29 protein-coding genes are annotated in these 24,697 nt (G+C 36.5%); 23 read left to right on the plus strand and 6 right to left on the minus strand.

Going from position 1 to position 24,697, the window contains the following annotated elements:
- The first annotated feature begins 2 nt into the window (after nt 1–2).
- Complete coding sequence (locus E0W69_RS09645; RefSeq protein ID WP_131329857.1) at nt 3–1,364, plus strand: RagB/SusD family nutrient uptake outer membrane protein; 1,362 nt, start codon at nt 3–5, stop codon at nt 1,362–1,364.
- Nucleotides 1,365–1,442: 78 nt separating this feature from the next.
- Here E0W69_RS09645 and E0W69_RS09650 read toward each other — a convergent pair whose 3' ends face one another.
- Both E0W69_RS09650 and E0W69_RS09655 read right to left on the minus strand, forming a co-directional pair.
- Nucleotides 1,443–1,784, minus strand: coding sequence for a hypothetical protein (locus tag E0W69_RS09650; RefSeq protein ID WP_131329858.1), 342 nt, complete (start codon nt 1,782–1,784; stop codon nt 1,443–1,445).
- Between the two features lie 292 nt (nt 1,785–2,076).
- Nucleotides 2,077–3,072 (minus strand): helix-turn-helix domain-containing protein, encoded by a 996-nt coding sequence (locus E0W69_RS09655; RefSeq protein ID WP_131329859.1) that lies wholly within the window; start codon nt 3,070–3,072, stop codon nt 2,077–2,079.
- A gap of 109 nt (nt 3,073–3,181) precedes the next feature.
- Between E0W69_RS09655 and E0W69_RS09660 the strand changes: the two genes are divergently transcribed.
- From E0W69_RS09660 to E0W69_RS09675, 4 genes are all read left to right on the plus strand, one after another.
- Nucleotides 3,182–3,784 carry a hypothetical protein gene (locus E0W69_RS09660; RefSeq protein ID WP_131329860.1) on the plus strand — a complete coding sequence of 201 codons (603 nt, stop codon included), beginning with the start codon at nt 3,182–3,184 and terminating at the stop codon, nt 3,782–3,784.
- A gap of 69 nt (nt 3,785–3,853) precedes the next feature.
- Nucleotides 3,854–4,690 carry an RteC domain-containing protein gene (locus tag E0W69_RS09665; protein ID WP_131329861.1) on the plus strand — a complete coding sequence of 279 codons (837 nt, stop codon included), beginning with the start codon at nt 3,854–3,856 and terminating at the stop codon, nt 4,688–4,690.
- A 145-nt stretch (nt 4,691–4,835) separates the two neighbouring features.
- The gene (locus E0W69_RS09670) at nt 4,836–5,258 is read left to right on the plus strand and encodes a LexA family protein (protein ID WP_131329862.1); all 423 of its coding nucleotides are present in this window, start codon (nt 4,836–4,838) and stop codon (nt 5,256–5,258) included.
- Nucleotides 5,255–6,514 carry a Y-family DNA polymerase gene (locus tag E0W69_RS09675; protein ID WP_131329863.1) on the plus strand — a complete coding sequence of 420 codons (1,260 nt, stop codon included), beginning with the start codon at nt 5,255–5,257 and terminating at the stop codon, nt 6,512–6,514. The genes E0W69_RS09670 and E0W69_RS09675 overlap by 4 nt, the downstream gene beginning before the upstream one ends.
- 16 nt (nt 6,515–6,530) lie before the next feature.
- Here the strand turns inward: E0W69_RS09675 and E0W69_RS09680 are convergent, their stop codons facing one another.
- The 3 genes from E0W69_RS09680 to E0W69_RS09690 form a co-directional block, all read right to left on the minus strand.
- Entirely contained in the window at nt 6,531–6,932 is a 402-nt protein-coding gene (locus E0W69_RS09680; RefSeq protein WP_131329864.1) for a DoxX family protein, read from the minus strand.
- 179 nt (nt 6,933–7,111) lie between these two features.
- On the minus strand, nt 7,112–8,092 hold the full coding sequence (dinB, locus tag E0W69_RS09685) for a DNA polymerase IV (RefSeq protein ID WP_255478233.1): 981 nt from the start codon (nt 8,090–8,092) through the stop codon (nt 7,112–7,114).
- A gap of 247 nt (nt 8,093–8,339) precedes the next feature.
- Nucleotides 8,340–9,041, minus strand: coding sequence for an SOS response-associated peptidase (locus E0W69_RS09690; RefSeq protein ID WP_131329865.1), 702 nt, complete (start codon nt 9,039–9,041; stop codon nt 8,340–8,342).
- A 309-nt stretch (nt 9,042–9,350) separates the two neighbouring features.
- Here E0W69_RS09690 and E0W69_RS09695 point away from each other — a divergent pair, with 309 nt between their 5' ends.
- The 18 genes from E0W69_RS09695 (at nt 9,351) to E0W69_RS09780 (ending at nt 23,551) form a co-directional block, all read left to right on the plus strand.
- Nucleotides 9,351–9,887 carry a hypothetical protein gene (locus tag E0W69_RS09695; RefSeq protein WP_131329866.1) on the plus strand — a complete coding sequence of 179 codons (537 nt, stop codon included), beginning with the start codon at nt 9,351–9,353 and terminating at the stop codon, nt 9,885–9,887.
- Between the two features lie 75 nt (nt 9,888–9,962).
- Nucleotides 9,963–10,289 (plus strand): DUF4134 domain-containing protein, encoded by a 327-nt coding sequence (locus E0W69_RS09700; protein ID WP_131329867.1) that lies wholly within the window; start codon nt 9,963–9,965, stop codon nt 10,287–10,289.
- A 174-nt stretch (nt 10,290–10,463) separates the two neighbouring features.
- Nucleotides 10,464–10,853, plus strand: a complete 390-nt coding sequence (locus E0W69_RS09705; RefSeq protein ID WP_131329868.1) for a hypothetical protein — start codon at nt 10,464–10,466, stop codon at nt 10,851–10,853.
- A gap of 9 nt (nt 10,854–10,862) precedes the next feature.
- A complete protein-coding gene (locus tag E0W69_RS09710; RefSeq protein ID WP_131329869.1) occupies nt 10,863–11,168 on the plus strand; it encodes a DUF4133 domain-containing protein in 306 nt (101 codons plus the stop codon).
- 6 nt (nt 11,169–11,174) lie between these two features.
- Complete coding sequence (locus E0W69_RS09715; RefSeq protein ID WP_225321466.1) at nt 11,175–13,814, plus strand: TraG family conjugative transposon ATPase; 2,640 nt, start codon at nt 11,175–11,177, stop codon at nt 13,812–13,814.
- Nucleotides 13,815–13,866: 52 nt separating this feature from the next.
- On the plus strand, nt 13,867–14,547 hold the full coding sequence (locus tag E0W69_RS09720) for a conjugal transfer protein TraI (RefSeq protein WP_131329870.1): 681 nt from the start codon (nt 13,867–13,869) through the stop codon (nt 14,545–14,547).
- A 60-nt stretch (nt 14,548–14,607) separates the two neighbouring features.
- Entirely contained in the window at nt 14,608–15,243 is a 636-nt protein-coding gene (locus E0W69_RS09725; RefSeq protein WP_131329871.1) for a hypothetical protein, read from the plus strand.
- Nucleotides 15,244–15,401: 158 nt separating this feature from the next.
- Entirely contained in the window at nt 15,402–15,917 is a 516-nt protein-coding gene (locus E0W69_RS09730; RefSeq protein ID WP_131329872.1) for a TerB family tellurite resistance protein, read from the plus strand.
- A gap of 164 nt (nt 15,918–16,081) precedes the next feature.
- On the plus strand, nt 16,082–16,897 hold the full coding sequence (locus E0W69_RS09735) for a conjugative transposon protein TraJ (protein WP_255478240.1): 816 nt from the start codon (nt 16,082–16,084) through the stop codon (nt 16,895–16,897).
- Nucleotides 16,898–17,015: 118 nt separating this feature from the next.
- Nucleotides 17,016–17,633: a conjugative transposon protein TraK gene (gene traK / locus E0W69_RS09740; RefSeq protein WP_131329874.1), complete on the plus strand. Its 618-nt coding sequence runs from the start codon at nt 17,016–17,018 to the stop codon at nt 17,631–17,633.
- Nucleotides 17,634–17,644: 11 nt separating this feature from the next.
- A complete protein-coding gene (locus tag E0W69_RS09745; RefSeq protein ID WP_131329875.1) occupies nt 17,645–18,013 on the plus strand; it encodes a hypothetical protein in 369 nt (122 codons plus the stop codon).
- Between the two features lie 29 nt (nt 18,014–18,042).
- Nucleotides 18,043–19,284, plus strand: coding sequence for a conjugative transposon protein TraM (traM, locus tag E0W69_RS09750; RefSeq protein WP_131329876.1), 1,242 nt, complete (start codon nt 18,043–18,045; stop codon nt 19,282–19,284).
- Nucleotides 19,285–19,332: 48 nt separating this feature from the next.
- Entirely contained in the window at nt 19,333–20,184 is an 852-nt protein-coding gene (traN, locus tag E0W69_RS09755) for a conjugative transposon protein TraN (RefSeq protein ID WP_131329877.1), read from the plus strand.
- Between the two features lie 95 nt (nt 20,185–20,279).
- Nucleotides 20,280–20,762, plus strand: coding sequence for a hypothetical protein (locus E0W69_RS09760; RefSeq protein ID WP_131329878.1), 483 nt, complete (start codon nt 20,280–20,282; stop codon nt 20,760–20,762).
- Nucleotides 20,763–20,821: 59 nt separating this feature from the next.
- Nucleotides 20,822–21,658, plus strand: a complete 837-nt coding sequence (locus E0W69_RS09765; RefSeq protein WP_131329879.1) for a hypothetical protein — start codon at nt 20,822–20,824, stop codon at nt 21,656–21,658.
- Between the two features lie 99 nt (nt 21,659–21,757).
- Nucleotides 21,758–22,402, plus strand: a complete 645-nt coding sequence (locus tag E0W69_RS09770) for a hypothetical protein (protein WP_131329880.1) — start codon at nt 21,758–21,760, stop codon at nt 22,400–22,402.
- Nucleotides 22,403–22,566: 164 nt separating this feature from the next.
- Nucleotides 22,567–22,917 carry a nuclear transport factor 2 family protein gene (locus E0W69_RS09775; RefSeq protein ID WP_131329881.1) on the plus strand — a complete coding sequence of 117 codons (351 nt, stop codon included), beginning with the start codon at nt 22,567–22,569 and terminating at the stop codon, nt 22,915–22,917.
- A 79-nt stretch (nt 22,918–22,996) separates the two neighbouring features.
- Nucleotides 22,997–23,551, plus strand: a complete 555-nt coding sequence (locus E0W69_RS09780; RefSeq protein ID WP_225321467.1) for a Crp/Fnr family transcriptional regulator — start codon at nt 22,997–22,999, stop codon at nt 23,549–23,551.
- Between the two features lie 182 nt (nt 23,552–23,733).
- On the opposite strand, the gene E0W69_RS09785 is transcribed toward E0W69_RS09780, so the two are convergent.
- A complete protein-coding gene (locus E0W69_RS09785; RefSeq protein WP_131329883.1) occupies nt 23,734–24,654 on the minus strand; it encodes a helix-turn-helix domain-containing protein in 921 nt (306 codons plus the stop codon).
- Nucleotides 24,655–24,697 lie beyond the last annotated feature (43 nt).

Raw genomic sequence — 24,697 nt, forward strand, 5'->3', positions numbered from 1 at the left:
ATATGAGCGTGTTAAAAAATATAAATAATATTATAGTATGTGGTCTTTGTATTTTATTACTTAGTGGCTGCAAAAAATACTTGGACGCTAAATCTGATAAATCTCTTGTAACACCTTCAAGTCTTGCAGATCTTCAATCTATTCTTGATTATTATTTTTGGGTCAATCAAAGGGATCCGGGCGCAGGCCTCTTGTCTAGCGAAGACTACTATTTAAGTCAGTCGGATTTTGATGGGTTAGGTAGCTTGTATAATCAAAATCTTTATATATGGAATCCAAGCAACTTGTTTGCCTCAGGTACCAACGATTGGTCTAGAGCCTACGATAATGTTTATAGAGCAAATACAATCCTCGAAAATATTTCTAGCATCCCTATTGATACAGAAAATAATGTCGAATGGAACAATGTTTACGGTCAAGCACTATTTTTAAGAGCGAAGGCGTTTTTCCAAATAGCTGTGATATGGGCAAAAGTATTTGATTCCTCTACTGCATCCACTGATTTAGGGATTCCACTCAGACTTAAAAGTGATTTCAATGAAATATCTACCCGTTCTACGCTACAGGAAACTTACGATCAGATTATTGCAGATGCTAAGTCCGCGACTGAAAAGTTACCGGACATACCCTTACATGTCCTTCGTAGTTCAAAAATGGCGTCTAATGGACTATTGGCAAGGATTTACCTATCCCTAGGTAATTATGATAGCTGCCTCTATTACTGCCAAGCAGCCCTCGCGATAAAATCAGAACTTTTAGACTATAATGAATTGTCGCAAACAGCAACTTATCCAATTGCCAATTTCAACAAGGAAGTTATGTACGGCGCACAAATAACTTCCTCTTATTCCGTAACCTCCAAGCAAGTTGATTCATCACTTTACAAAAGCTATGATGATAATGATCTACGAAAAGCCATATTTTTTCGTTCCAAAGGCAATGGTTCATATTCTTTCAAAGGTGGCTATACTGGAAGTTCTACACCTTTTAGTGGTATTGCAACCGACGAAATGTATCTTATGAGGGCGGAATGCAATGCTCGATTGAACCAATTGCAAAAATCTATGGATGATTTAAACAATTTATTATCTAAAAGATGGAAAACTGGAACATTTATACCTTACAATAATCTTTCTAAGGACACCCTCTTATATATCATTCTTTTAGAAAGAAGAAAGGAACTCTTGTTCCGTGATATCAGATGGCTAGATATTAAACGCTTGAATAGAAATGGAGACAACATAATCCTTACAAGATTTATAAATGATAAACTTTATTCTCTGAGTGCTAACGATCTACGTTACGCCCTTGCCATTCCTGAAGATGTGATACAGCTATCAGGAATGCCACAAAATCCAAGATAGAATTGATTATTTTTATTAGAAAACCAATAGGGCTGCCATTGGCAGCCCTTGGTAAGAAGGAAAAAAAGCCTATAAAAATCAGTCTTTCATTCGAATTGTATTGTCGTCAACATCAGAAGTACTATTGATCGACGCTACAAAAGAAGCTACTGTCGTTTGAGAGGATGCCACTACACAAGGGAATGCATCTCCGCTACATCCTGGTGCGTCCGCACTAGAAACGATTTCCCAATTACTGGGATTTTTATAACTCGCTAGCGAATTGTCATTACCGAGATAATGAAAATTAGTATCCACTTTTTTTGTGATTACATTCTGCTCCGTTTTTGTAAATTTATTAGAGGCAAATACAATTACTCCCATTAGCAATGCGGCTATTAAAAGGGAAATATTTCTGAATTTATTTTTGTTTGTTTTCATAATATGAAAATTTAATTGGATTTATTTAGATTTTGTCAATTTTCGGCTCGGCCATGGTGGATGGATATACACCCACCATGGCCATTATTCGTATGTATCCAGACATGCCCAAATGTCCAATGATTAAAGCTTTTTGTTGTGCATTCATAAAACTGGTTTTAGAAATGAATCATGACAATACAAAATTCTCTAAAACCTAAAAAAGCTTATGTCCCCAAACGAAATATTAATTAGAAATAATTATGACTGGAAATCAATAATATAAGTTCGAATAGCCGTATTTTTTGCAGAACTAAATATCTTTTTGGATAATTGCAGTTGGTGGAATTCCAAAATGCTTTTTAAATGCCTTATCAAAGGCATGTAAAGAAGAATAGCCCAGATAATCAGCAATATCAGATGGTCTCAGGTTACTGGATAAAAGCATTTGATGTGCTTTTTCCATTCTCATTTTATGCCAGTAACGCAATGGGGACGTTCCGGTCTTTAATGAAAACATCTTTTTAAAAGTGGTTGTGTTGATATGAAGCATTCTCGACATTTTCCTAATACCTGGGAATTCAGATAGATCCGTAGACAACATTAGTAGAATTTTTTCCATTTCTTCCGAATAGTTCGCATAATATGAAATTTTCGTTTTCGGTGACGTTGGGTTTAACAAAAGACTGAGAAATGTCTTTATAGTTAATCCAACTATAAATGTATCAGGTCTGGTTTCACTTCTTAGGTAATCTAAAAGAAATGTGGCAACCGAACGTGCTTGTCCATCTAAAAAAGGTCTATTTTTTTCAATTGATGGAAATATCCTGAACAATAATTTCCTCGTTACAAGATATTTTGCATTTGGATAGTGCAGTGCGAAATCTCTGACATAGTCTTTGGGCATGAAAATTAAAAGTATCTGCCCATTCACCTCTTCGTTTATCGAAAATAATAATTTTTTAGGGGGAATTGAATATAAACTATATTGACCCGAGACCTGATCGGTGGAGCTCTTTATATTACCAAAATGATAACGGCTCTTACCCCTTAACTGAACAGTAATAACAACCATATCCATATTTGCTGTTAACTCTATTTGGTAACGTAAATACGTTTCATAAGTTAATAGATAAAGATGTACTCCTGGACTTATATGCAGGATTTTCTGAACGTCAACTTTTAACTGATTAGTGCTTACGTGGTATTTGAGTGCAGAGGTCCATATGAGTTGATCCTCTATTACAATTCCACCCTTTACAACACCATTGAAATCGCCCCTTCTTTTGAATTCAAACAGTAGTTCCATAGTCTCACTTTTCTCTTTGGACAACAAATATTTCCTTTTGGATAACACCTTCAATCCTTTGTCTGAATAGATTTGGAATAGAACTGTCACCCATTAAAATTACGTAAAAATGAATAACCAATACTTTTGGGAAAAAAGAACGAAACCTTCAAAACATTGGCTTGTAAGCACTACACCATTACTTTACAGTTTCAGGCCAAAAAACATATCCTTAGTTTTTTTAATTTCTTTGATGGATTTGCGTAGGGATCTACCATTACTGATAGAGTGGACACATCCAACCTTTCCAAGCAACAAATGGAGTATCCGATACCCTGAAACCTCTGATCAAAGGACATTTTTTGAATTTTATACCAAAGAGTTATCCACCCGCATGAGACTCTTTCCGTTCGTCATAAAGGAACATGAAAATATATTCTTATTTTTTGATTGCCTACAAGACAAAAGAGACAAGGGCAAGAAAAGCAATCCCTGTGCATACGTATTCTTTCATTATCCACCCAGAAATGATTTTATAGAAATGAAAAGTTATCTTTTATTGATGAGTCCTTTTGTCGTGGATTTTCTTCGTCGTACTATGGGATGTAGAACCATTTTTTGCATCCCAAATAATCAAGTTGTATTGATTCCTTTTTTGAGAAATTCTATCCACAAAACGGATATCCAACCGCCTTCCACCAATTTTCCTTTTTGGAAAATCGGTTGGTATTGAATCCTTTTACAAACTAATTGTATAATGTTTTTAATCGAATGAATAATTTCTTAACCAAAAATATACATCATGGAAAACTATTTAACACAGTTATGGAACCGCTACGTTTCGGCGTCAGGTGAAAGTAAAATGGGGGAATTAACTACACAAGACAATAATATGCAAGCAATAAGAGCTATTTATGCTGCCATTCTAGAATTGCGTACATTTATGCATAACTATGTGTTCCAAAGCCGTAGTGAACAGTTGAAATATCATAAAATATACGCACCAAGGTTTATTGCAGAATATATCTATTTTATACAAGTTCAAAAATTAAACATATCAAGTATTGTTTCTAATAATGTCCGACGTAAACGCCTAGAAAAGGAAAGAAGAGACATCAATCGTTTTTTTGAGAAAAATCTAAGGCTATCTGAATATTTGGCCGGTGGGCACGATTATCTGGATGACAAACTTTTTCTAAATGATGGATTACAATTAGAAATTCCTTTCCTAGATGAATCAACTTTTATTTTAGAAGCACAATTCATAACAGGTACAGGATTCACCATTGCCAGATTAAAAGCTTATGAACGATTATTGAATTACATTGAGAAACTACTTGCTCCGAACAAAATAAATGAAACGGATTCAAAACATTCCGTACAATCCCCATTAAACTGGACTGACTCGGGTATATCCTTAACCGAAATGGCTTATGCACTGAAATATTCTGGCGCTATAAATCAGGGAAATGTGGACGTAAAAACAATCGCAGATGTATTGGCGCAAGTTTTTAATACCCAACAAGTCAATATTTACCGAAACAAACAAGATCTCTATTCGAGAAAAAATCAAAGTATGTTTATCGACAAATTGCGAAAAGACTTAATTCGTGGTTTAGAACAGTCTGATTCGATCTAATCTGGATTAAAATATAATACAAACAAAATAGTTAGCTGTAAATAATTTAATTATTTAGTCCTCTAGCTAGTAGTTCTGCTTTTAAAAGATTCATGGTTATTTTATTCAAATCTGTACATTTGCTAAATTATTTAGTATTTTAACCATGTTTATTATATCAAAATATAAGATTTCTAATAGTGTTTTATTACCTTTTTATACCAATAAGGTTCCTGCAGGATTTCCGTCCCCTGCATCGGATTATGCTAAAGAAGATATTGATCTTCCAAAAGAATTGATCAAAAACCCATTGTCCACTTTTCTGGTACGAGTAGATGGAGATAGCATGATTGACGCAGGTATCAATAGTGGAGCCATTTTAATTGTCGATAGATCCTTAAGCGCAAAGAATAATTCTATCGTAGTGGCTTGTATTGCGGGAGAATTTACCGTTAAAAGATTGATTAGAACCGCTGGTAAATGGTATTTAAAACCGGAGAATAAAAATTTTCCAACGGTAATGATTAGCGGAAAGGATGATGCGATTATTTGGGGAGTGGTAACATCTGCTGTAAATCAATTTATATGATTGGGTTAGTTGATTGTAATAATTTCTATGTGAGTTGTGAACGGGTATTTCGTCCAGATCTCAATGGTGTCCCCGTTGTCGTACTTTCCAATAATGACGGCTGCATCATCTCTCGAAGTAATGAAGCTAAAGCCTTAGGCATTAAGATGGGATTGCCCTATTATCAACTATTGGAATTACCATATGGTAAAACGGTAAAAGTATTTAGTTCTAATTATACTTTATATGGCAGTTTGAGTAATCGGGTACATGCTATTTTAAGACGTTATGTTCCCACGGTGGAAGATTATTCCATTGATGAATCCTTTCTTGATTTTTCAAGTATAGAAAATCATACGGATGATTTATATCAACTTGGAATTGAGATAAAAAAAACCATTTTAAAAGAGGTAGGCATTCCTGTTTGTATTGGTATCGCACCTACAAAGGCACTCGCTAAAGCGGCAAACAAATATGCCAAAAAAATGACGAAGGAAGGCGTGTATTTGTGTTATGATCAATTTCATACAATGTTGGAGTGGACGGGTATTGGGGATGTTTGGGGGATTGGTAGGCAATATGCAAATGCCCTTATGAAATTGAATATCCAAAACGCATGGCAATTTTCCCAACTTCCAGAAAAATTTGTTTTACAAAAAATGACCGTTGTCGGCCATAGACTATGGAAGGAATTGAACGGAATATCTTGTATTGAAATGGAATTGGATGCACCAGACAAAAAAAATATGGTGGTTTCAAGATCCATTCCTAGGAGTCTGACTAAATATGAAGATGTTGAAAATGCCGTTTTCAAACATGTAGATACCTTAGCTATGAAACTTCGCAAACAAAAACAATGTACAAGTTCTATTGCTGTTTTCGTTCACACGAACAGATTTCGCAAACAAGACAAACAATATTATAATACTTTTAAAGTTCAACTATTACAAGCCAGCAATAACACAACAACCCTGATAAGAGCTGCTAAAATAGGATTACAAAAGATATTCAAGCAAGGATTTAACTATAAAAAATGTGGAGTAATGGCGTTTGATTTATGTCCAGAAGATACGATTCAAGGAACGCTGTTTTCAGTTAAAGAAAATAACAAATCAAATAAAGCCATGCAGGTGATGGATGAAATAAATAAAAGATATGGTTATAAAGTAACTCGTATAGCATCACATGGTTTTTTACATAAAGCACATATGCTAAGAAATCATATTAGTCCTTGCTATACGACAGAGTTGGAAGATATACTGACTATAAAAATATAATTATTTATTCGATCCATTATTTATCCTTTTTTAATGCATCACCTTTTGTGGATTCCAAGGCCCACCAGATTAAAAATGGTTGAAAAAAAAGTCGCGCAAGCCGCTTTTCATCCGTATCTAAACCAAAGCTATTTTTCTTATTAACATACTGAGCAATATTTCCAGGAAAAACTGCCGCAAAGAAAAGTCCCGTTATCTTCCCCATGGTTACTCTATGTTTTTTAGGTGCCATTAATAGTCCCGTTCCTAGCGCGATTTCTGCATATCCAGAATAAACCACCGTATCATCTTTGTCTAATGGAATCCAGTTGGGAACTTGTGCTTTAAATTCCTTACGCTTAAAGGTCAAATGCGCAATACCTGCTGTTACAAGGAAACTTCCCAATGCTAATCTTCCCAGTATTTTAGTTGTACTCATAGTGTTATTTTCTTATCTAACATTAGCAACATTCAAAAGGTTTGAATATCAAATTATTGACAATAAAATTTCCTTCTGTATAAATATATAATATGCATTTTCTCCATGAATCCCTGTAAATCTTACAACAGTTTTTGCTTTCAAATTAGATTTTCTGTTTCCATTTTAGTTTCAGCATTTTAAAATAAGGCTAATTGAGCGCTATTCCATTTGTTATCGTTGTCTATAAAGTTGGAAATACCAACACCTAACAATCTTATTTTTTGACTTTTCAAATCTAGGTTTCCAATGATTTTATCCAATAAAGATAGCATTGCTGGCTTGTCATAAATAGCAAAAGGGGTAGATAAACTTCTAGTTATTTGAGTAAAGTCGTGGAACTTGATTTTTACCGTTAAAGTTCGTCCATTAAGTTTACGTTTATCTAATCGAATAATTAATCTATCTACCAATATATACAACTCTTTTTGTATCTTTTCAAGATCCTCTAAATCTTCCGGATAAGTATCCTCCACACTTACAGATTTTATTTCTCTATAGGATTGCACTGGTCGATCATCAATACCACGAACAATCTGATAGAAAAAATGACCCATTTTGCCAAAATGAAACACCAATTCATTCTCCGTCATTTTTTTTAGGTCTTTCCCTTTGAATAGACCCAATTTTTGCATTTTTTCGGTAGTCACTTTACCCACTCCATAAAATTTGTTTACATCAAGAGATTCCATAAACGATTCCACTCTAGAGGGGCCAATAAATGTTAACCCAGCTGGCTTTTGCAGATCGGATGCTACTTTAGCTAAAAATTTATTGATAGACACCCCTGCTGATATCGTCAAATTTAATTCACTTAGAACTGCTGTTTGGATAGATTGAGCAATCTCAATGGCAGATCCAATTCCCAATTTGTCTTCCGTAACATCTAGATAAGCTTCATCAAGCGATAGTGGTTCTATGATATCCGTGTATCGATGCAAAATTTGATGAAATGATCTTGAAACCTCTTTGTAAACATCAAATCTAGGGGGAACAAATAGAACTTCTGGACATAGTTTCTGGGCCGTTTTGGAGGACATTGCAGAACGTATTCCAAATTTTCTTGCCTCATAACTGGCAGTAGCGACCACTCCTCCCCTTCCTTCTGGAGAACCTCCCACAACAATAGGTTTCCCTCTATACTAGGGAAAATCTCTTTGTTCCACAGAAGCATAAAAGGCATCCATATCCATATGTATAATCTTGCGATTAGGTGACATACTACTGTACTTAATTCCAAACTATTAAAATGGTTCCATTCAAAAGTAATCAATTTTTATGATTGCTAATATATTTAGCAAATTGTAAAATACGCGTTTTAGTGTTGCAACCAATTGAGTAGCCGATTTTAATTAGAAATAGGTTGGATCAATCAATAGCATTTTGAATAGTTGCGGTATTGGTATCTTCTCCACGCATTCCCGTAACCCGAACTACATGTTTGGCTTCCAAAATGCCATCTTCAAACGGTTGCATAAGATTTTCAATTTCAGTTTTAGATTCTGCATTTAACCAGTCAGTCCATTTGTTTTCTGGAACAATTAAAGGCATACGCTTTTTAATGTTATGAATCTTTGTCAATAGTTCATTAGCTGTAGTTGTAATAATTGAAAATGTATTATAATACTCACCGGTTTGTTTATCTGTCCATGGGGCATAAACTATTGCTAAGGTAAATATTTGATGTTCGGGAAAACTGAGATAGTAGTTATCCGTTTGTTTTTGACCTTTTACTTGATGTGGCTCATAAAATCCATCGACCAACAATAGTCCTCTATTTTTAAGTATATAAGGCGCATAACTTTTCTTCTCAAAAATGGATTCAGATTCTGCATTTAATGTATTGGCGTATTTTTTCGCATCTTCTTCCGTCTTTACCCAAAATGGCAAAAGTTTCCATCTGGAAGGCTGGATCAATTTAACATCTGTATTTAAAATCGTTGGCAGAAACGGACGGGCAAATCCAGAAACATGAAAAAAGCTTTCCATTTCTGTTTGGATGACTAAGCCCTTTGTTTTTGCAAACTTTTCTATTTTTTCTTTCGGCGCTGTTGATACATGGTAACACATATTTTATACAAATTCAACAATTGTAGGTGTGAGGAAATATTTTTTACTAAGATAATTCATTTATTTCTTAAGTAAGGTTTGATTGTTTTTATGCAACTTTAAACTTGATTATAATACAACACTTTTTGTATTTCTTATACCAACTGCTCCAAAATATTTTCAGTTTCCATCAGTAAAATATTTCGATATTTTAACATTATTTAACATCCCAATTTGGTAACACCTTGGGATTTCCGCTTTCGAGACTATCCAATTTTGTTGTTGTAAATCACTGGTCATTCATATTATTCAACAATAAAAATTATAGTCATGCTTGAACAAATTTCTTGGTCTGAGTATTGGACCATGGTAGCTACCACAACTGCTGTTTATTATGCAGGCATCGGAGTCCTTTTTTACAGAAAGAAAATAATTGCAGCATTTAATCGCACTCCACAACAAAACAAAGCCGATACCTCTGACAATGCTCAACTAAACGTAATGGGGTCTATTTTATCTGAACCGACTATTGCGGATACGCAAAGTTCGGATAAGGAGATTGTAGAAGACGAAAAGGAGGAAGTAGCTATGGAAGAAACCCCTGAAAATATCCGCACGTTGGATAAAACAACCCAAACGGGAGATTTAATTAATGAAGCCTTATCTGGGCTCGGTGTAAATACCAATTCCCAAGAATTAATTACCACGCTTTCCGCCATCATTCAAAATCAAAATTCTGATGGCAGTCTTCGCCCATTTAGAAACACACTAGACTGGCATATCCATCAATCTGCTTTGGATAGTTGTGGAATATCCCTAGAAAAGGAAGATTTGGATGCTATCTGGAAAGAAGCTGAATCAAATTAAACCATCCAATTATCTACCACCAACTAGCAAAGTATCAATCAAACCAATTTTTAAAACAATCGAAAACAAAAATTTATGAAATCCATAAAAATCCCTCAAATGGTCAAATGTATTGCTTTCACTTTCGTATTGGCTACGATAACGGTAGCTGTCATGGCGCAGACTGGAGATGGAGCTGCGGGCATTGAAGAAGCTACCAGTAAAGTAAAAAGTTATTTCTCCGTAGGTACAAAACTCATGTATGCCATTGGTGCAGTAGTCGGTATCGTGGGAGCCATCAAAGTATTTAATAAATGGAACTCCGGAGATCAAGATACCAACAAAGTAGCCGCAGCTTGGTTTGGTAGTTGTATTTTCTTAGTAGTAGTTGCCACTGTACTACAAAGCTTCTTTGGAGTCTAATCAATTCATAGTTAATAACTAATAGTGAACAGTTAATAGTTTATAGTAATTCATAACTCTTCATTCCTAATTCATCATTCATGTTTCGTATTTCATAACTTCTAATTCATCATTGTCATGGAACAAATACTTATCAACCAATTACATAGCTATATGCTACAAAACAATCCAGATTTGTTACTGGCGCTACAAGGCACCGGAAAAGTAACCGAATACTTGGAACAAAAAGTACAAACAGCTTATCCACTAATGGATAAACTCATAGAGGAAGAAACCGCTCCCTGTTTTATAGAAGAACAGTGTATGGGACTATTGACCGGGGATTTAAAGCCATCCAGATACCTATTTTTGTCAGATTTTCTGAAAACACAGTTTCCCTCCAGATACGCACGTTGGAAACAGCAAGGTATACTCGTCTATGAAATAGCGAATCTGGAAGCGCTGCTCATATCCATATTCGAGGATTTTGAGTTTGGCGAAAATAGCGAGACCGATACCGCCTTCAAGTATGTATTACTAAAAACGATACAAGAATATTTTCATACACCAACTATTATACATTAAAACAATACCATGGAATATAGTATCAACAAGGGTGTAAGCCGCCCTATCGAGTTCCACGGATTCCGAGCTCAGTATCTAGTCTATATGGCCATTGGACTCTTTGCGTTGCTTTTTTTGTTTGTGGTGCTTTATCTGATGGGTATAACACTTTATCTGACACTACCGCTAGTGGGTATCTTAGGAATATTTTTATTTTCTATAGTTAGTAAATACTCTAAAAAGCATGGCGCCCATGGACTGGCCAAACAATCAGGATACAAAGCGCTGCCCAAGGCACTCAAAACGAGGACTATAAATGAAATGCTGAAAGCGTAAAGAGGAATGTCTAAAGCTGCAAATGATATTTATTCGTTAGTATACCCGTCATTACTCATTTGTGAATGTATTTTTTCAAAATCTTTTCCAATCAATTATAAAGAATCTACCATGCTCGTTATTTTTCTGATGTTTATTTTCATTTTAGCTTCCGCAGTTTTGTTGGAACTAAAAGTTCCCAAAGATGAGCGCAGGGATCTGAAAGATTTATTTCCACTCTACACAATGGAGCAAGGTTGCTTGCTGTCTAAACAAGGCGATATCACTCTTTGTCTGGAACTCACGCTACCAGAACTATTTACCGACTCAACAGAGGAATATGAGCAGTTGCACGGTATTTGGGTAAAAGCTATCACGCTATTGCCAAAGGGTTTTGTGATGCACAAAAAAGATATGTTTACAAAAGAAGCGGTGGCAAAAGTTTCTGGAGAACAAGATTTTCTATCATTAAGCGCCAACAGCCATTTCAAGGGTAGAACAAAACTCCGTCACCGCAGTTTTCTGATGCTCACCATGCAAAATCCGAGCAGAAAACCATCGGGTTCCGTATCCAGTAACTTGTTACGCAAGCACTTTATTGAACCTGCTGCATTGGACAGTCGCTTTCTGACAGATTTTCTAAGCCATGCTGCACGATTTGAAAGAGTGCTCTCCGAAGGCAGTTTGATTAAAAGCAGAAGACTTACCGAAGCTGAAATACTTGGCACGAAAGATAAAAATGGTTTGTTGGACAGTCACCTGAATCTATTACCATTAGGCTCTTCTCCTTTGCTAGTGGACATCCAATTTAAACCAGACTTTACAATCGGCGCTAAAAAAGTGGTCACTTATAGTCTGTCGGATACAGAGGATCTGCCATATAATGTGGCATCTTTTAAGAGATATGACAAATACAGCACCGACAAGACCATACTTCCCACCAGCTTTGTGGCATCGTTGGGAATACTGCTGGACTGTGACCATAGTTACGAACAGTTTATCGTAATCGGGGACGGACCGCAGACACTTAAGGCATTGGACCAGAAAAGACGTCGAATGCAGTCCTTATCGCTGTCTGGAAGGGAAAACGCAATTAGTGCAGACGCCATAACGGATTTCATGAACGAGTCCATTTCCAAAGGCATGCCCCCCATAAAAGCTCATTTCCATATCCAAGCATGGACAGAAGGAAATATGTCATTGGAAGAACTGGATACGAAAGTGGCTGCCGCCATATCGCAGGCGGGTTTTCGACCCCGAAGGGAGGATTTAAGTGCCGCCCAACTGTATTGGGCTGGGTTGCCCGGAAATGAAGGAGAGATTCCCGGAAATGAGCTCTTTGACACCTTTATCCCACAAGCCACATGTTTACTAAGTATGGAAACCGCTTATCGCGGTGATGGAATGGATATTGGGACTAGGTTTTGTGATCGTAACGGTATACCGCTCTGGTTGGATATGTATGATAAACCCAGAAAGACAGGACTCACCTCCAACATGGGAACGCTCGTCTGTGGCAGCAGTGGAGGTGGCAAGTCTATGACCGTTAACCATATCCTGCGTTCTCAGTTCGTTCAAGGTGGACATATCGTAGTGGTAGATATCGGAGGAAGCTACAAGGCGCAGTGTGAACTCAGTAAAGGCTATTACTTTACCTATGAGGAAAATAATCCTATTAAGTTCAACCCATTTTATTTACCCAAAGGAACACTATTGGACACCGAAAAGAAGGAAAGTCTAAAATCATTACTGGCAGCGCTGTGGAAACAGGAAAACGAAGATTTTACTAGAAGTGAGTATGTGGCACTGTCTAATGCAGTGGCGGGATATTATAATTACCTAACGATAAATCCTCATGAGTTCGCTTGTTTCGATAGTTTCTATGAGTATCTAGCGTCTGATTACTTAACACTATTGGAAAAACAGGGCGTTCATGAACGATATTTTGATGTGCACAATTTTCTCTACGTACTTAGACCTTACTATAAAGGTGGAGAATTTGACTTTTTACTCAATGCAAAACAAAATCTTGACTTATTAAACAATAGATTTATAGTCATTGAACTCGATGCAATAAAGGATCACCCAATTTTATTTCCCGTGGTAACGATGGTGGTGATGGAGCTCTTTATCTCTAAAATGCGAAAGCTGGAAGGACAGCGAAAAGTTTTATGTGTCGACGAAGCGTGGGCGGCCATTGCCAAAGCAGGTATGGCGGCATTTCTAAAATACGCATTCAAAACCATTCGTAAGTTCAATGGTATACCGATTGTCATCACGCAAGAACTGGATGATTTGGTAGACAGTCCGGTCATCAAGGAAGCCATTATCAATAATGCGGATATTAAAATACTAATGGATATGCGTAAATATCAAAACAAGTTCGACAAACTACAATCGGTACTGGGATTATCGGAAAAAGGAAAGGCGCTCTTACTATCGGTAAACAAGGAAAATAGGGAGATATTCATTGACCTGGGCGGACAAAGTATGAAAGTGTTCAAAAATGAACTTAGCCCCGAGGAATATCTCGCCTATACCACAGAGGGCAAAGAGCGGGTGCAAGTATTGGAATATGCTAGAAAGTATGGTTCAATGGAAGCGGGTATCAAAGTACTGACCCAATCTCCTATCAGGGCGGATAATTCACATTCACATAAAGATTAAATAAACCGAATCCATTTTATAAACCCATTATCTCATTTTTAAAATACTTTTTATGAAAACCAAAATTGGAATTACCCTCCTTTCCGTAGGATTAACGATTGGGCTATCCATTGCTCCCACAACGCAAAGCCACGCATTATTTGGGTCCTTGTTCAGTGATGCGATAAAAGCTGCCATCAAGGCGATTGACATAGGCATACAGAAAATGCAAAACCAGACTATTGTATTGCAGAACGCACAAAAAGTAGTGGAAAACGCGATGAGCAAACTCAAGCTGGAGGATATCACGGCATTTGCACAGAAGGAACAATCACTATTTAGTGGCTACTATCAGGAATTGCAGCAAGTAAAGTCTGTAATCAGTAGTTACCAAAAAGTGGAAACCATCCTAAAGATGCAGACGCAGATGGTTACGGACTATATAACGGCTTACAACTTGTTTAAAAAAGATGCTCATTTTACTCCCAAGGAAATACAGTATATGTACACGATATATTCGGGAATACTCGACAAAAGCGTCAAAGATCTTTCGGCACTCACAACCATTATTAGTTCTTTTTCCACGCAAATGAGTGATGGTAAACGTTTGGAACTAATTGAAATGCTGGCAACGGATATGGAAAACAACAGGATTACACTGTTGCAGTTCAACCGACAAAATAAATTAGTAAGCATGAACAGAGCTTCTTCAAACACAGAAGTAAAAGCCATAAAATCCTATTACGGACTATAGGGGTTTTAGTCCCATTATCTAATATACAACCACCTATTTATAAAATTAAAAAAGACGATAATGAAATTCTTAATACTTCTAGTACTTATTGTAGCCAAGCTACCTTTTAAAGGATATGCTCAGTTGTTTGGCAATCAAGACAAAAAAATGATTCAAAACAATACAGCGCAGATCAGTTTACTCAAAACCTATAGTGACTATTTAGACAAAGGACTCACTATAGCCCATGACGGTATGGACCTAACACATTCTTTAAAAAATGGTGAATTCGGTCTGCATAGTCTTTACTACAGTTCACTTTTACAAGTAAATCCCAACGTAAAAAAATACCCTTTGGCTGGACAAACGCTAAACCTCTATGCCAAAATGGAAAAGTTGGAAACCTCTATTTATAACAATGTTCTCAGTACGGATATGCTTTCCACACAGGAAAAGCAATCATTAAAAACGTTTGTGAATAATCTGATGACCATGGCAGGAAAAGATATGGAGGAATTGAATAACCTTTTAACGGACGGAAAATACCAGTTAACGGATGACGAACGGATGAAAACAATGGATATGGTTAACAAACGAATAGTCGGAAAATACAATGCACTGCACCTTACTGAAAAACGTATAAACACGATCATTTCGGGAAGAAAGCAACAGAAAACGAATACCTCTAAACTTCGCCAACTATACGGGATTCCATAAAATGAAATGGATCCTATTTCATAATTCATAATTAAAAAAGCATGAAATATTTATTTATTCTTTTCATCGGAACAATTGTTTTGTCTTTACCAAATAAAAGTAATGCTCAAGCCCAGGAACTCGAGATGCTAACATTGGACATCGAGAAACTTTCCCAAATGAAGCAGACCCTACAAAATATGTATGGTGCCTATACCACTTTGGAAAATGGGTATAACAAAGTCAAAGATGTTACCTCTGGCAATTATAGTCTGCATCAGGTCTTTTTGGACGGATTGTTGGCCGTCAGTCCAACCATCAAAAACTATGTACATGTGGCGGATATTATTTCTGACGAAGCCAAGATTCTATCTGAATATAAATCCGCTTTGAGTGGTTTCAAGTCCAGCAGCTTTTTCAAAACAAAGGAACTCGACTATATCTCTGGGGTGTATACTAAAATTGTGGACGGCAGTGTATCCAACTTAGATGCTTTAGTTATGGTACTCACCGCAAACCAGACTAGGATGAGCGATGACGAACGGCTCACTGAGATCGACCGCATTTATAATGATATGGAAGACAAACTCAATTCCGTGCGCAATTTTAACAAAAAAGCCAAAAGTATCCTAACCCAGCGAAAGTCTTTACAATCCGACCATAGCACACAACAAAAACTTAACAAGGCTTACTAAAAATCTTATATATGAAACGTAAAAGTGTTTTGTCCATCGTATTCTCAATGGGTATGCTATTGATCCCGACCATTACCTATTCACAGGATACTGGCGACAGTATCTATAGTCTGCATCAGACTTTGTCTAATCTCTTTGACGAAATGATGCCAATGTGCAGCAATATGATTTCTGTGGGTAGAGCCCTGGCAGGATTAGGAGCCTTGTTTTTTATTGCGATGAAAGTATGGGGGCATATCGCCCGCGCAGAACCCATCGATTTTTATCCGCTGATGCGCCCCTTTGCCATCGGACTAGCCATCATCCTATTTCCCTCGCTCCTCTACGGGATGAACGGCGTATTAAAACCTATTACTGATGCGACCGCCGCCATGGCCAAGGATAGCCACAAAGGGATTGAATATTTCATGCAAAAACAGGAAAATGAAATCATGAACCAACCCGAAACCGCTACTGCAGGAACGGGCAATTCAGATTCCTTTAGCCAGTATGAACAACCGGAAGATAATGGAGAGAGTTCTGGATTCTTGGGTAGTATTTCGCAGTTCTTTGACTGGAAAAACAAGATCAAAGAAGCTATCAACGAACTATTGCAGATAGTATATATGGCGGCAGGACTCGCCATCGATACCATCCGGACATTTTATTTGTTGGTACTAGCCATTATAGGCCCTATAGTACTCGGAATCAGTGTTTTTGGAGGACTGCACCACACGCTAGAACATTGGTTCGCCAGATATATCCATGTGTATATGTGGCTGCCTGTCGCCAATATATTTGGCGCTATATCCGCAAAAGTGCTAGAATTGATGATGACAGACGGTCAGGTAAGTATGGTAGCCTATATGATATTTCTAGTGATATCTATTATAGGATACACGACCGTTCCTAGTGTAGCAGCTTATATCGTACAACCTGGAGGAGGTGGAAAAGATACCTTACTTAGCAAAGCCACGAGACTCATACCTGGGATGAAGTAATAATAATAATAATGATGAATTATAAATGGTAAATTATAAAACTATATAGATCATCACTATACCCCTACCCAATCATACAATTCATAGCTCATAATTTATAACTCATAATTTCAAAATCGTGTTTCATCAACTAAAAAATATCGAGTCTGCTTTTAAGCATTTAAAACTATTCACATTTGTAATCGTAATTTGTTCCGCAGCCACCGCCTGTTATACCATCTACGCAAGTTTTCAGGAAGTACATTCGATGCAAGGTAAAGTCTATGTCATCAGTAATGGCAAACTATTGGAAGCAGTGGCAACGGAGCGAAAAGAGAATATACCAGTGGAGCTCAGAGATCATGTACGCATCTTCCACCATGACTTTTTCACTCTTGATCCCGATGAGAAGGCCAATGAACGATCTCTTACCAAAGCACTGTACCTAGCCGATAATACCGCCAAACAGCAGTACGACAATTTAAAAGAGTCTGGCTTCTATTCAAATGTAGTGGCGGGTAATGTAACCCAACGCATTGAGGATGACAGCATTGCTTTGAACCTTAACCAAGATCCGTATTACTTCCGCTACTATGGAAAACAAACCATAACGCGTCCTACCAGTAAAGTTATCAGAAGAATTATTACCGAAGGCTATCTAAGAGAAACCTCTCAAAGCGATAATAATCCGCACGGATTTCTGATAGAACACTGGCAGACTATAGACAATGCCGATATATCCATTATCAACCGCTAAAAAATATTACTATGGCAAGGATTAAACAAATGAACAACACGACAAACTTAACAAAGTTAGTGTCTAAGAAAATGCCTGTCAAAGAAAAATGGGAACAATGTAAAAAACATATTGCTATAAAGTTAAATGGTAAAACCAAACACTGGGATCCAAAACAACAAAAACAGTTTCTTATGTTCTTCTGCACCAGTTTTATAGGATTACTGATACTGTCCTTTTACTTTTTGACCACACAGCAGTATGAAGGCAAACCGGTCACCGTTCCGACTTTGCCCAAAAAAATATTACTACCTGAACAACAGTTGTTAAAAACATTGCGACCTCCAAATCCAAAGATCGTATTGCCACCTTTAGTGGATAGTGGCAAATACCAACAATAATATTCATTCACATTAAAAACAAACCATACATGCAAACCATCTCTTTACAACAGCAGAGAAAACGAAAGTTTTACCTTATTCTTCCAATTATAGTAATTCCTTGCTTGACCTTATTTTTCTACGCTTTAGGTGGTGGGAAAGGACGTGCTACAGCCGTTGCAAATTCCAAAGGCCTCAACACCTCATTACCTGAAGTGCAGATGAACTCAGAACCCAAGGACAAAATGTCACTTTACGCACAGGCCATAAAAGATTCTAACGGATTTAATGAACTAAAAAAATCTGATCCATATAGCTTAGAAAATAGGCAGATGGATAGTGATAGTTTGGATGCTTCTAATAATCTAAAAAATGTTCTTCCTGTGGGAAGAACAGGAATCACTTATACAGATCCCAATGAACAAAAGGTTAATGACAGGTTAGCTACCCTTCAGCGCACCTTACAGCAATCCAAAACAGAAAACTATAATGGCATCAATCGTTATGAAAGCGTGGAAAATCGTCAGCTGAAAGAACAGTTACAAGCTGTGCAGGAGCAAATGCACCAAATGTATAGCCATCAAAATTTAGGAGTCGATCCTCAGATAGAGCAAATTAATACAGTACTAAACAAGATTATGGACGTACAACATCCAGATGCAGTAAAAGAACGATTGGAACGTGAAAGTCTAAAAAATAAAGGGCAGGTATTTTCCATTGCAAGCAATACAGAGGAGATATTGGCGAAGCCCTTAATAGCCATAGTACCTAAAAGAAGCATTGGATTTTATGGTTTGACAGAAATTTCTGATTCTAGTTATGCCAACAATGCTGCAGTGGAGGCACAAGTCCATGAAACGCAGACCCTAATCAGTGGAGCTGCCATCAAACTGCGTTTAACCTCAGACATTTTAATTGCAGGACAGACTATAACCAAAGGATCTTTTGTGTTTGGCACTTGTAACGTTGGTGGGGAACGGTTAAATATTACCATAAATTCTATTCGAAAGGACGATAGGTTATTTCCTGTTTCGCTAGTGGTATATGACATGGATGGACTAGAAGGGATAAGAATACCTGGAGCAATCACTCGAGAGGTCACTAAAGAAGGGATTGATCAGGGGATTCAATCTATGAACTTGATGAGTCTTGACCCCAGCGTTGGAGCACAAGCGGCTAGCGCGGCTGTTCAAACCGCTAAAGGTCTTTTGGGTAAAAAAGCAAAACTCGTCAAAGCTACAGTACGAGCTGGTTACCCAGTACTGTTATTAGACAAACAACAGTTCCACTAATTCACAATTCATAACCCTTAATTCATAACTCTCTAAAACATTTTAAGTATGAAACAAATTCTTACTATAGTCTTCATGGTTTTGTTAGTAAATAACTTATTTGCTCAGCAAGCTAATTTAGATAAAATCACTTCAGAAGCGTACGGTAGACAATATCCTTTGTTTGTAGGTGTTAATGAAACAACCATATTAATTTTTCCATGTAAAATTGCAGCAGGTGGTGTAGATATAGGCAGTACTGAATTGATCGCAAGTACCATTACTAGCGTGGACAATATCCTAAGAATAAAAGCCGCAACGGAAAATATGGCACCTACTAATTTAACGGTAGTGACCACCGATGGGAAAATATATTCTTTTTATACCCGTTTTTCTCCTTATCCAGATAATCGTCCGATTGATTTGGGTAAACAAATCAATACAGAAAATGCACAGATCAAACTAAAAGGCCGAAAAATCCATGACGGTCAAATACAACAGTATGCTGATAGTATCATAAATTTAAAAACCTTTCTGAAACAAAACAAGATTCAATCCTTTGGCGTACAGTTTTCCTTAAAGGGTATTTATACCAAAGAAGATGTGTTATTTTTTCGCTTGGATTTAAAAAATAAAAGTCCACTCAATTTTACTGCCGACTTTATGCGTTTTTATATCAGAGACCAAAAGCGTCTAAAAAGAACCGCTGATCAAGAACAAGAACTACAACCATTGCGGATCTTTCCAGAAAATACAATTTCTGTTAACGCTAGAAATGTACAAACCATAATCGTGGCATTCAAACGATTTACTATCGCAGACCATAAAAATATGGTTATACAAATTTTTGAAAAAAATGGAGATCGGCATTTGCAACTAAAAATAAAGGGCAAAGTATTGATGCAGACATCCAAACTATAACATACTAGTGAATAATTAATAGTTTGAGTTTTTCCTATTCCATCCTCATCTATTATTCACATCGAACCATTTACCTTTTTTTTTTAATATCAACAATGAGCAAACTCGCAAAAGAAATGGAAAATTGGCGTCAAGCTGAAATCCGTCATGCTAATGTATTTGGGAAGGCCGCCATAAGAACCAAGGGATATCAGAAAATAAGACTGGCAGAAATGCAACGTATTTATCGCGGCTATCGAGGTGTAAAACTATCTCTTGATGATCGGGTAAGGCTACGACTACTGCGTTCTGGAAATCGTCATTTAGAAAAACAACTATATCCCAATAGGTGGGTTAGGTACGTAAGACGAATGGTACGCTTTAGCGAAAGGACCATTAAGAATGGATTTAACCAGATAAAAAGGAGGATCGACAATAGCAGTTATTTGCCCAAAGAAAATATGACCGTAAAAAAGCCTATGGGCATAATAAAGCCAGCGTTACAAAATAAAGTGGATCCCCCTAGATTAGCCCGTCTACCTAGGAAAGAAATTAAACAAGTGGAAACTATGGAGCAGAGACGTGGCAGAAGCCTTTAGTAACAATCCATATTTAAATCATTTATAACCCATCACTCATCATTTATAATTCAAAAATTATGACCAAGCAAATAACAAAAGCAGAAAATATCGCTTACCTTGAAAAAGGGCTCTACTACAACGGTTTTGGCATCGAAGCCAACAAAGTATTGAAAGAACAAATTGCTAAACAAGTCAATGAGTTTTCCATTCCAGTACAAATGCTGGTAGCCGGAAAACAAACAGATTTTAGATTGGATTTTAAACAATCTGAAAAACAACCAGATATTTATTTTTTCAATGGTTATCAAGCCACTTTAAAAGAAAATCCGGAACGCGCCCAATACTTCGCTATTACCAAAAACAATGGTATTACTACGCGAGAAGCCGTCAATCTGTTAGAAGGTAGAGCGGTAGCTAAATCAATCAGATTAGAAGATGGTAGTCGTCAGGAAATTTGGACACAGATAAATTTCCAAAATAAGAAGGATAATGGCAACTATGAACGTAAAACCTATTTTCCATCCTACGGTTTTGACATGGACAAAGCACTTAATAGTCTTCCTTTAAAAATAGAAGAAGGTAAACAACAACTACCTAAATGGATTGCCAGCTCAATTAAGAAAGGTAATGCGGTAGCCGTCAATATGGAAATAGATGGCAAAGTACAAAAAAATACAATTGTTGCCAATCCACAGTTCAAGACCATTGATGTATTTGATAAAAATAATAGTCGCATTTTGCAAGCAAATGGTAATTCAATAACGAACAAAGAACAGGTAGCAAAAAGTCCATCAGAACAGATTGCTAAGGATAGTAAAGCAACTGTAAAGGAAACATCAACGATTCAACGTAATCCTAGGAAATCTAAAATAGAAAAAGACGAGAGTCCTACATCCAGAGCTATGCGTCGTTAGAATCTTTTGGGGACTATGGAATTTTTAACTATTCACTATTAATTATTAATTATTAATTATTCTATAGTCCTTTTTACCAAACATCTTAAATGAATAACAATGCAACAAGATAAATATATCAAAAATTTACTGGAGCAATTAAACAGTGGTAAGACCCTTAATAGCTATTTTGTTACAAGAAAATTATCTGAGTCTATTTTACTTGCAAGAATATGGTCTATAGAAGAAAATGAGCCTCCAACAGATATTTACCTCCTAAAAGACAAAGAAAGTTATATCGGTGCGATTCAAGAACAAGAAACAGAACTATATGCTTATACCACTCCATTAAGTAGACGAAAAGGCTGTATGAAAACAGCACTGAAAGAAACCGTCTTGCCTCATTTGTTGCAAAGAACACCCATCTTACGGGGCACCATCAGCCGCTCGCTACTTAGTGAGAAAATGTATATCGCAGGTAAGCATCTTGCAATCACTGTTGGGTTTGAAATGCTCAAAGAAGAAAATGGTCAATGCAGATTACTATTGGACGGAACTAAACTACAAAAGCGCATTTTCATACAAGGAGAAAATGTAACTCTTTCTCATGAGGAAAAAACTACTATGAAAAGGTTGATCCACAAATCTACGCTTTACACCTCCATTGCCCAATGCATGATGGAATACAGGGAAGGTAGGAATTCTTTATCGGAAGATTTGTTGGACGTTTACAGTCAAATGAAAGTTCTTTACGAAAAGGTTTAAGTTGCACTTCTACACAATAATTTGTAGTAATTGCGAACAAAATTGTATATAAATTGCAAATCGCAATTTTTGTTTGTGATTTTTGATAGTTGTTTTTTATAAACCTAGGTTTATTTTTTTGTTCTTTAGTTGATTGAATTTTGCCTTCAACAAAAAATAATGATATGAATACGAATGTTCAAAAAATGATTCACGATTATGTAAACGCTTGGAACGAAAACAATCTAGAAGATTTTACACGTGTATTTAGTAAAGTATGGAACGAAGAGGCAACTTATATTGATCCAACAATTGAAAATATAAAGGGTGTGGATGCAATAGCGCAACTTGCGATGAGTTCTTTGGAAAAATTTCCAGGTCGAAGATTTGAAGTATTGACAGAACCAGATACACATCACAACGTAGGTCGTTACAATTGGAAAGCTATTTTTGCGGATGGCAATACAGTTGAAGGTTTCGATTGTTTCGAATTTGACAACCAATACAAGATTACAAAAATGGTAAGTTTTTTTTAGTCGTTGATACAATTAAGTCGGTAGGTTGTTATTTTTACAGGTAATGGAAAGGTACGACCACTTTTTTAATAATATTGCGATGCATATTGCACTAACCGATCAGGAAAAGGAAGTTGCAATATCGCTTTTACAGTCTTGTACTATTAAAAAAAAACAAGCAATTTTAACCGCAGGTAATATTTGTCGCAATTTTTATTTTGTAGACAGCGGTTGCCTGCGGCTTTTTAGTTGCGACAATGAAGGTCTAGAGCACAACGTGATGTTTTGCACCGAAAATTGGTGGGTTGCAGACATTGCAAGCTTTTCCACACAGTCTGCTGCTTTTTATGGGATTGAGGGCTTAGAAGACAGCGAATTGTTATATTATTCCTTTCAAAATTTGGAAAAATTATATTTATTGGTTCCGAAGTTCGAGCGTTTTTTCAGGATTTTAATTCAGAATGGATTTAATTTTTACCAAAGTCAAATTACGGTAAATGTTTCTCTGACAGCACAAGAAAGATATGCCCTATTTCAAGAACGTTATCCGAAGCTGGAACAAAGAATTTCACAAAAACATATAGCATCCTATTTAGGTATTACCCCCATCTTTCTGAGTCGGATTCGTAAACGAAAATTTCAATCCCAAAAATAATTGATTTTCTGCTCCAATTATAATCTATTAAATGAATGCGTTGGTGTCCGAGTCCATTATCTTTAGCCTCAAACGAAATTATTTCTTAGTAAAAGCTTAAACGATCAATAACTAGAGACGCTAATACTCATTATCTACCAACGAAATTGGAAAAAATAACACTAGGAATAATATAGTGAATTTTAATTTAATCCTTGCCTATATTCTATTGGCGTCATATTGGTTTTTGCTTTGAATAGTTTGCTGAAAGATTGCGGATGTTCAAAGCCCAATTCGTAAGCAATTTCACTCACTGATAAATTAGTGGAGGAAAGTTTTTCTTTGGCCTTTTCGATAAGTTTTTCGTGAATAATTTGCTGTGCATTTTGCCCAGTTAAGGAACGTAATAAATCTCCTAAATAATTGGGCGATAAATGTACTTGATCCGCCAAGTAAGCTACCGTTGGCAATCCTTCAATGACAATATCCTCAGAATTAAAATATTTTTCCAATAGCGCTTCTATTTGGAGTAATATATCGTGATTTACCACTTTTCGAGTTATGAATTGACGCTTGTAATAACGATTCGCATAAGTCAAAATCAGTTCTATCTGTGCAATAATTACTTCTTGCGTATAGTCATCCAGACGATTATTAAGTTCGTCTTCTATGTTTTTGAAAACATTAATAACTGTTTCTTTCTCCTTGTCAGAAAGATGCAGCATTTCGTTGACGCTATAGTCAAAAAAATGATGGTCTTTAATTGTTTGCGCCAGCGGAAATGATTTAAAAAAATCCGGATGAATCAACAATACATAGCCCGAATGATCTGGGCTGTCGGGTTGCGCACCCAAAATCTGACCGGGTTTTCCAAAGAACATTCCGCCTTCATTAAAATCATAATTATTCTGTCCATATCGAAGCCAACCTTCGTTCTTGGTTGTCCATAATACGATTTTGTAAAAACTCAATACGTGCAAAAATGGCAATGGCGGAATTGCTACCGTATTTTGCGAATTATCAATCAAACTAATCAATGGATGCAAGGGTTTAGGAAGTCCAAAGGAATCGTGAACTTCCGCAATAGTATTGTATTTTACAAATTGATTTTCTGACTTTTTCATAGTTCTAAATTACAAAAAGTCTAGTCAAATTAGATTGACTAGA

Origin of the sequence: Rhizosphaericola mali (assembly GCF_004337365.2) — a bacterium.
GTDB classification, from domain to species: Bacteria; Bacteroidota; Bacteroidia; order Chitinophagales; family Chitinophagaceae; genus Rhizosphaericola; species Rhizosphaericola mali.

Excerpts from the sequence above, each read along its gene's own strand:
- E0W69_RS09645 (WP_131329857.1), top strand. The coding sequence starts at position 3 with ATGAGCGTGTTAAAAAATATAAATAATATTATAGTATGTGGTCTTTGT.
- E0W69_RS09650 (WP_131329858.1), bottom strand. The coding sequence starts at position 1,784 with ATGAAAACAAACAAAAATAAATTCAGAAATATTTCCCTTTTAATAGCC.
- E0W69_RS09655 (WP_131329859.1), bottom strand. The coding sequence starts at position 3,072 with ATGGAACTACTGTTTGAATTCAAAAGAAGGGGCGATTTCAATGGTGTT.
- E0W69_RS09660 (WP_131329860.1), top strand. The coding sequence starts at position 3,182 with ATGAATAACCAATACTTTTGGGAAAAAAGAACGAAACCTTCAAAACAT.
- E0W69_RS09665 (WP_131329861.1), top strand. The coding sequence starts at position 3,854 with ATGGAAAACTATTTAACACAGTTATGGAACCGCTACGTTTCGGCGTCA.
- E0W69_RS09670 (WP_131329862.1), top strand. The coding sequence starts at position 4,836 with ATGTTTATTATATCAAAATATAAGATTTCTAATAGTGTTTTATTACCT.
- E0W69_RS09675 (WP_131329863.1), top strand. The coding sequence starts at position 5,255 with ATGATTGGGTTAGTTGATTGTAATAATTTCTATGTGAGTTGTGAACGG.
- E0W69_RS09680 (WP_131329864.1), bottom strand. The coding sequence starts at position 6,932 with ATGAGTACAACTAAAATACTGGGAAGATTAGCATTGGGAAGTTTCCTT.
- E0W69_RS09690 (WP_131329865.1), bottom strand. The coding sequence starts at position 9,041 with ATGTGTTACCATGTATCAACAGCGCCGAAAGAAAAAATAGAAAAGTTT.
- E0W69_RS09695 (WP_131329866.1), top strand. The coding sequence starts at position 9,351 with ATGCTTGAACAAATTTCTTGGTCTGAGTATTGGACCATGGTAGCTACC.
- E0W69_RS09700 (WP_131329867.1), top strand. The coding sequence starts at position 9,963 with ATGAAATCCATAAAAATCCCTCAAATGGTCAAATGTATTGCTTTCACT.
- E0W69_RS09710 (WP_131329869.1), top strand. The coding sequence starts at position 10,863 with ATGGAATATAGTATCAACAAGGGTGTAAGCCGCCCTATCGAGTTCCAC.
- E0W69_RS09715 (WP_225321466.1), top strand. The coding sequence starts at position 11,175 with ATGTCTAAAGCTGCAAATGATATTTATTCGTTAGTATACCCGTCATTA.
- E0W69_RS09720 (WP_131329870.1), top strand. The coding sequence starts at position 13,867 with ATGAAAACCAAAATTGGAATTACCCTCCTTTCCGTAGGATTAACGATT.
- E0W69_RS09725 (WP_131329871.1), top strand. The coding sequence starts at position 14,608 with ATGAAATTCTTAATACTTCTAGTACTTATTGTAGCCAAGCTACCTTTT.
- E0W69_RS09730 (WP_131329872.1), top strand. The coding sequence starts at position 15,402 with ATGAAGCAGACCCTACAAAATATGTATGGTGCCTATACCACTTTGGAA.
- E0W69_RS09735 (WP_255478240.1), top strand. The coding sequence starts at position 16,082 with ATGATTTCTGTGGGTAGAGCCCTGGCAGGATTAGGAGCCTTGTTTTTT.
- E0W69_RS09745 (WP_131329875.1), top strand. The coding sequence starts at position 17,645 with ATGGCAAGGATTAAACAAATGAACAACACGACAAACTTAACAAAGTTA.
- traM (WP_131329876.1), top strand. The coding sequence starts at position 18,043 with ATGCAAACCATCTCTTTACAACAGCAGAGAAAACGAAAGTTTTACCTT.
- traN (WP_131329877.1), top strand. The coding sequence starts at position 19,333 with ATGAAACAAATTCTTACTATAGTCTTCATGGTTTTGTTAGTAAATAAC.
- E0W69_RS09760 (WP_131329878.1), top strand. The coding sequence starts at position 20,280 with ATGAGCAAACTCGCAAAAGAAATGGAAAATTGGCGTCAAGCTGAAATC.
- E0W69_RS09765 (WP_131329879.1), top strand. The coding sequence starts at position 20,822 with ATGACCAAGCAAATAACAAAAGCAGAAAATATCGCTTACCTTGAAAAA.
- E0W69_RS09770 (WP_131329880.1), top strand. The coding sequence starts at position 21,758 with ATGCAACAAGATAAATATATCAAAAATTTACTGGAGCAATTAAACAGT.
- E0W69_RS09775 (WP_131329881.1), top strand. The coding sequence starts at position 22,567 with ATGAATACGAATGTTCAAAAAATGATTCACGATTATGTAAACGCTTGG.
- E0W69_RS09780 (WP_225321467.1), top strand. The coding sequence starts at position 22,997 with ATGCATATTGCACTAACCGATCAGGAAAAGGAAGTTGCAATATCGCTT.
- E0W69_RS09785 (WP_131329883.1), bottom strand. The coding sequence starts at position 24,654 with ATGAAAAAGTCAGAAAATCAATTTGTAAAATACAATACTATTGCGGAA.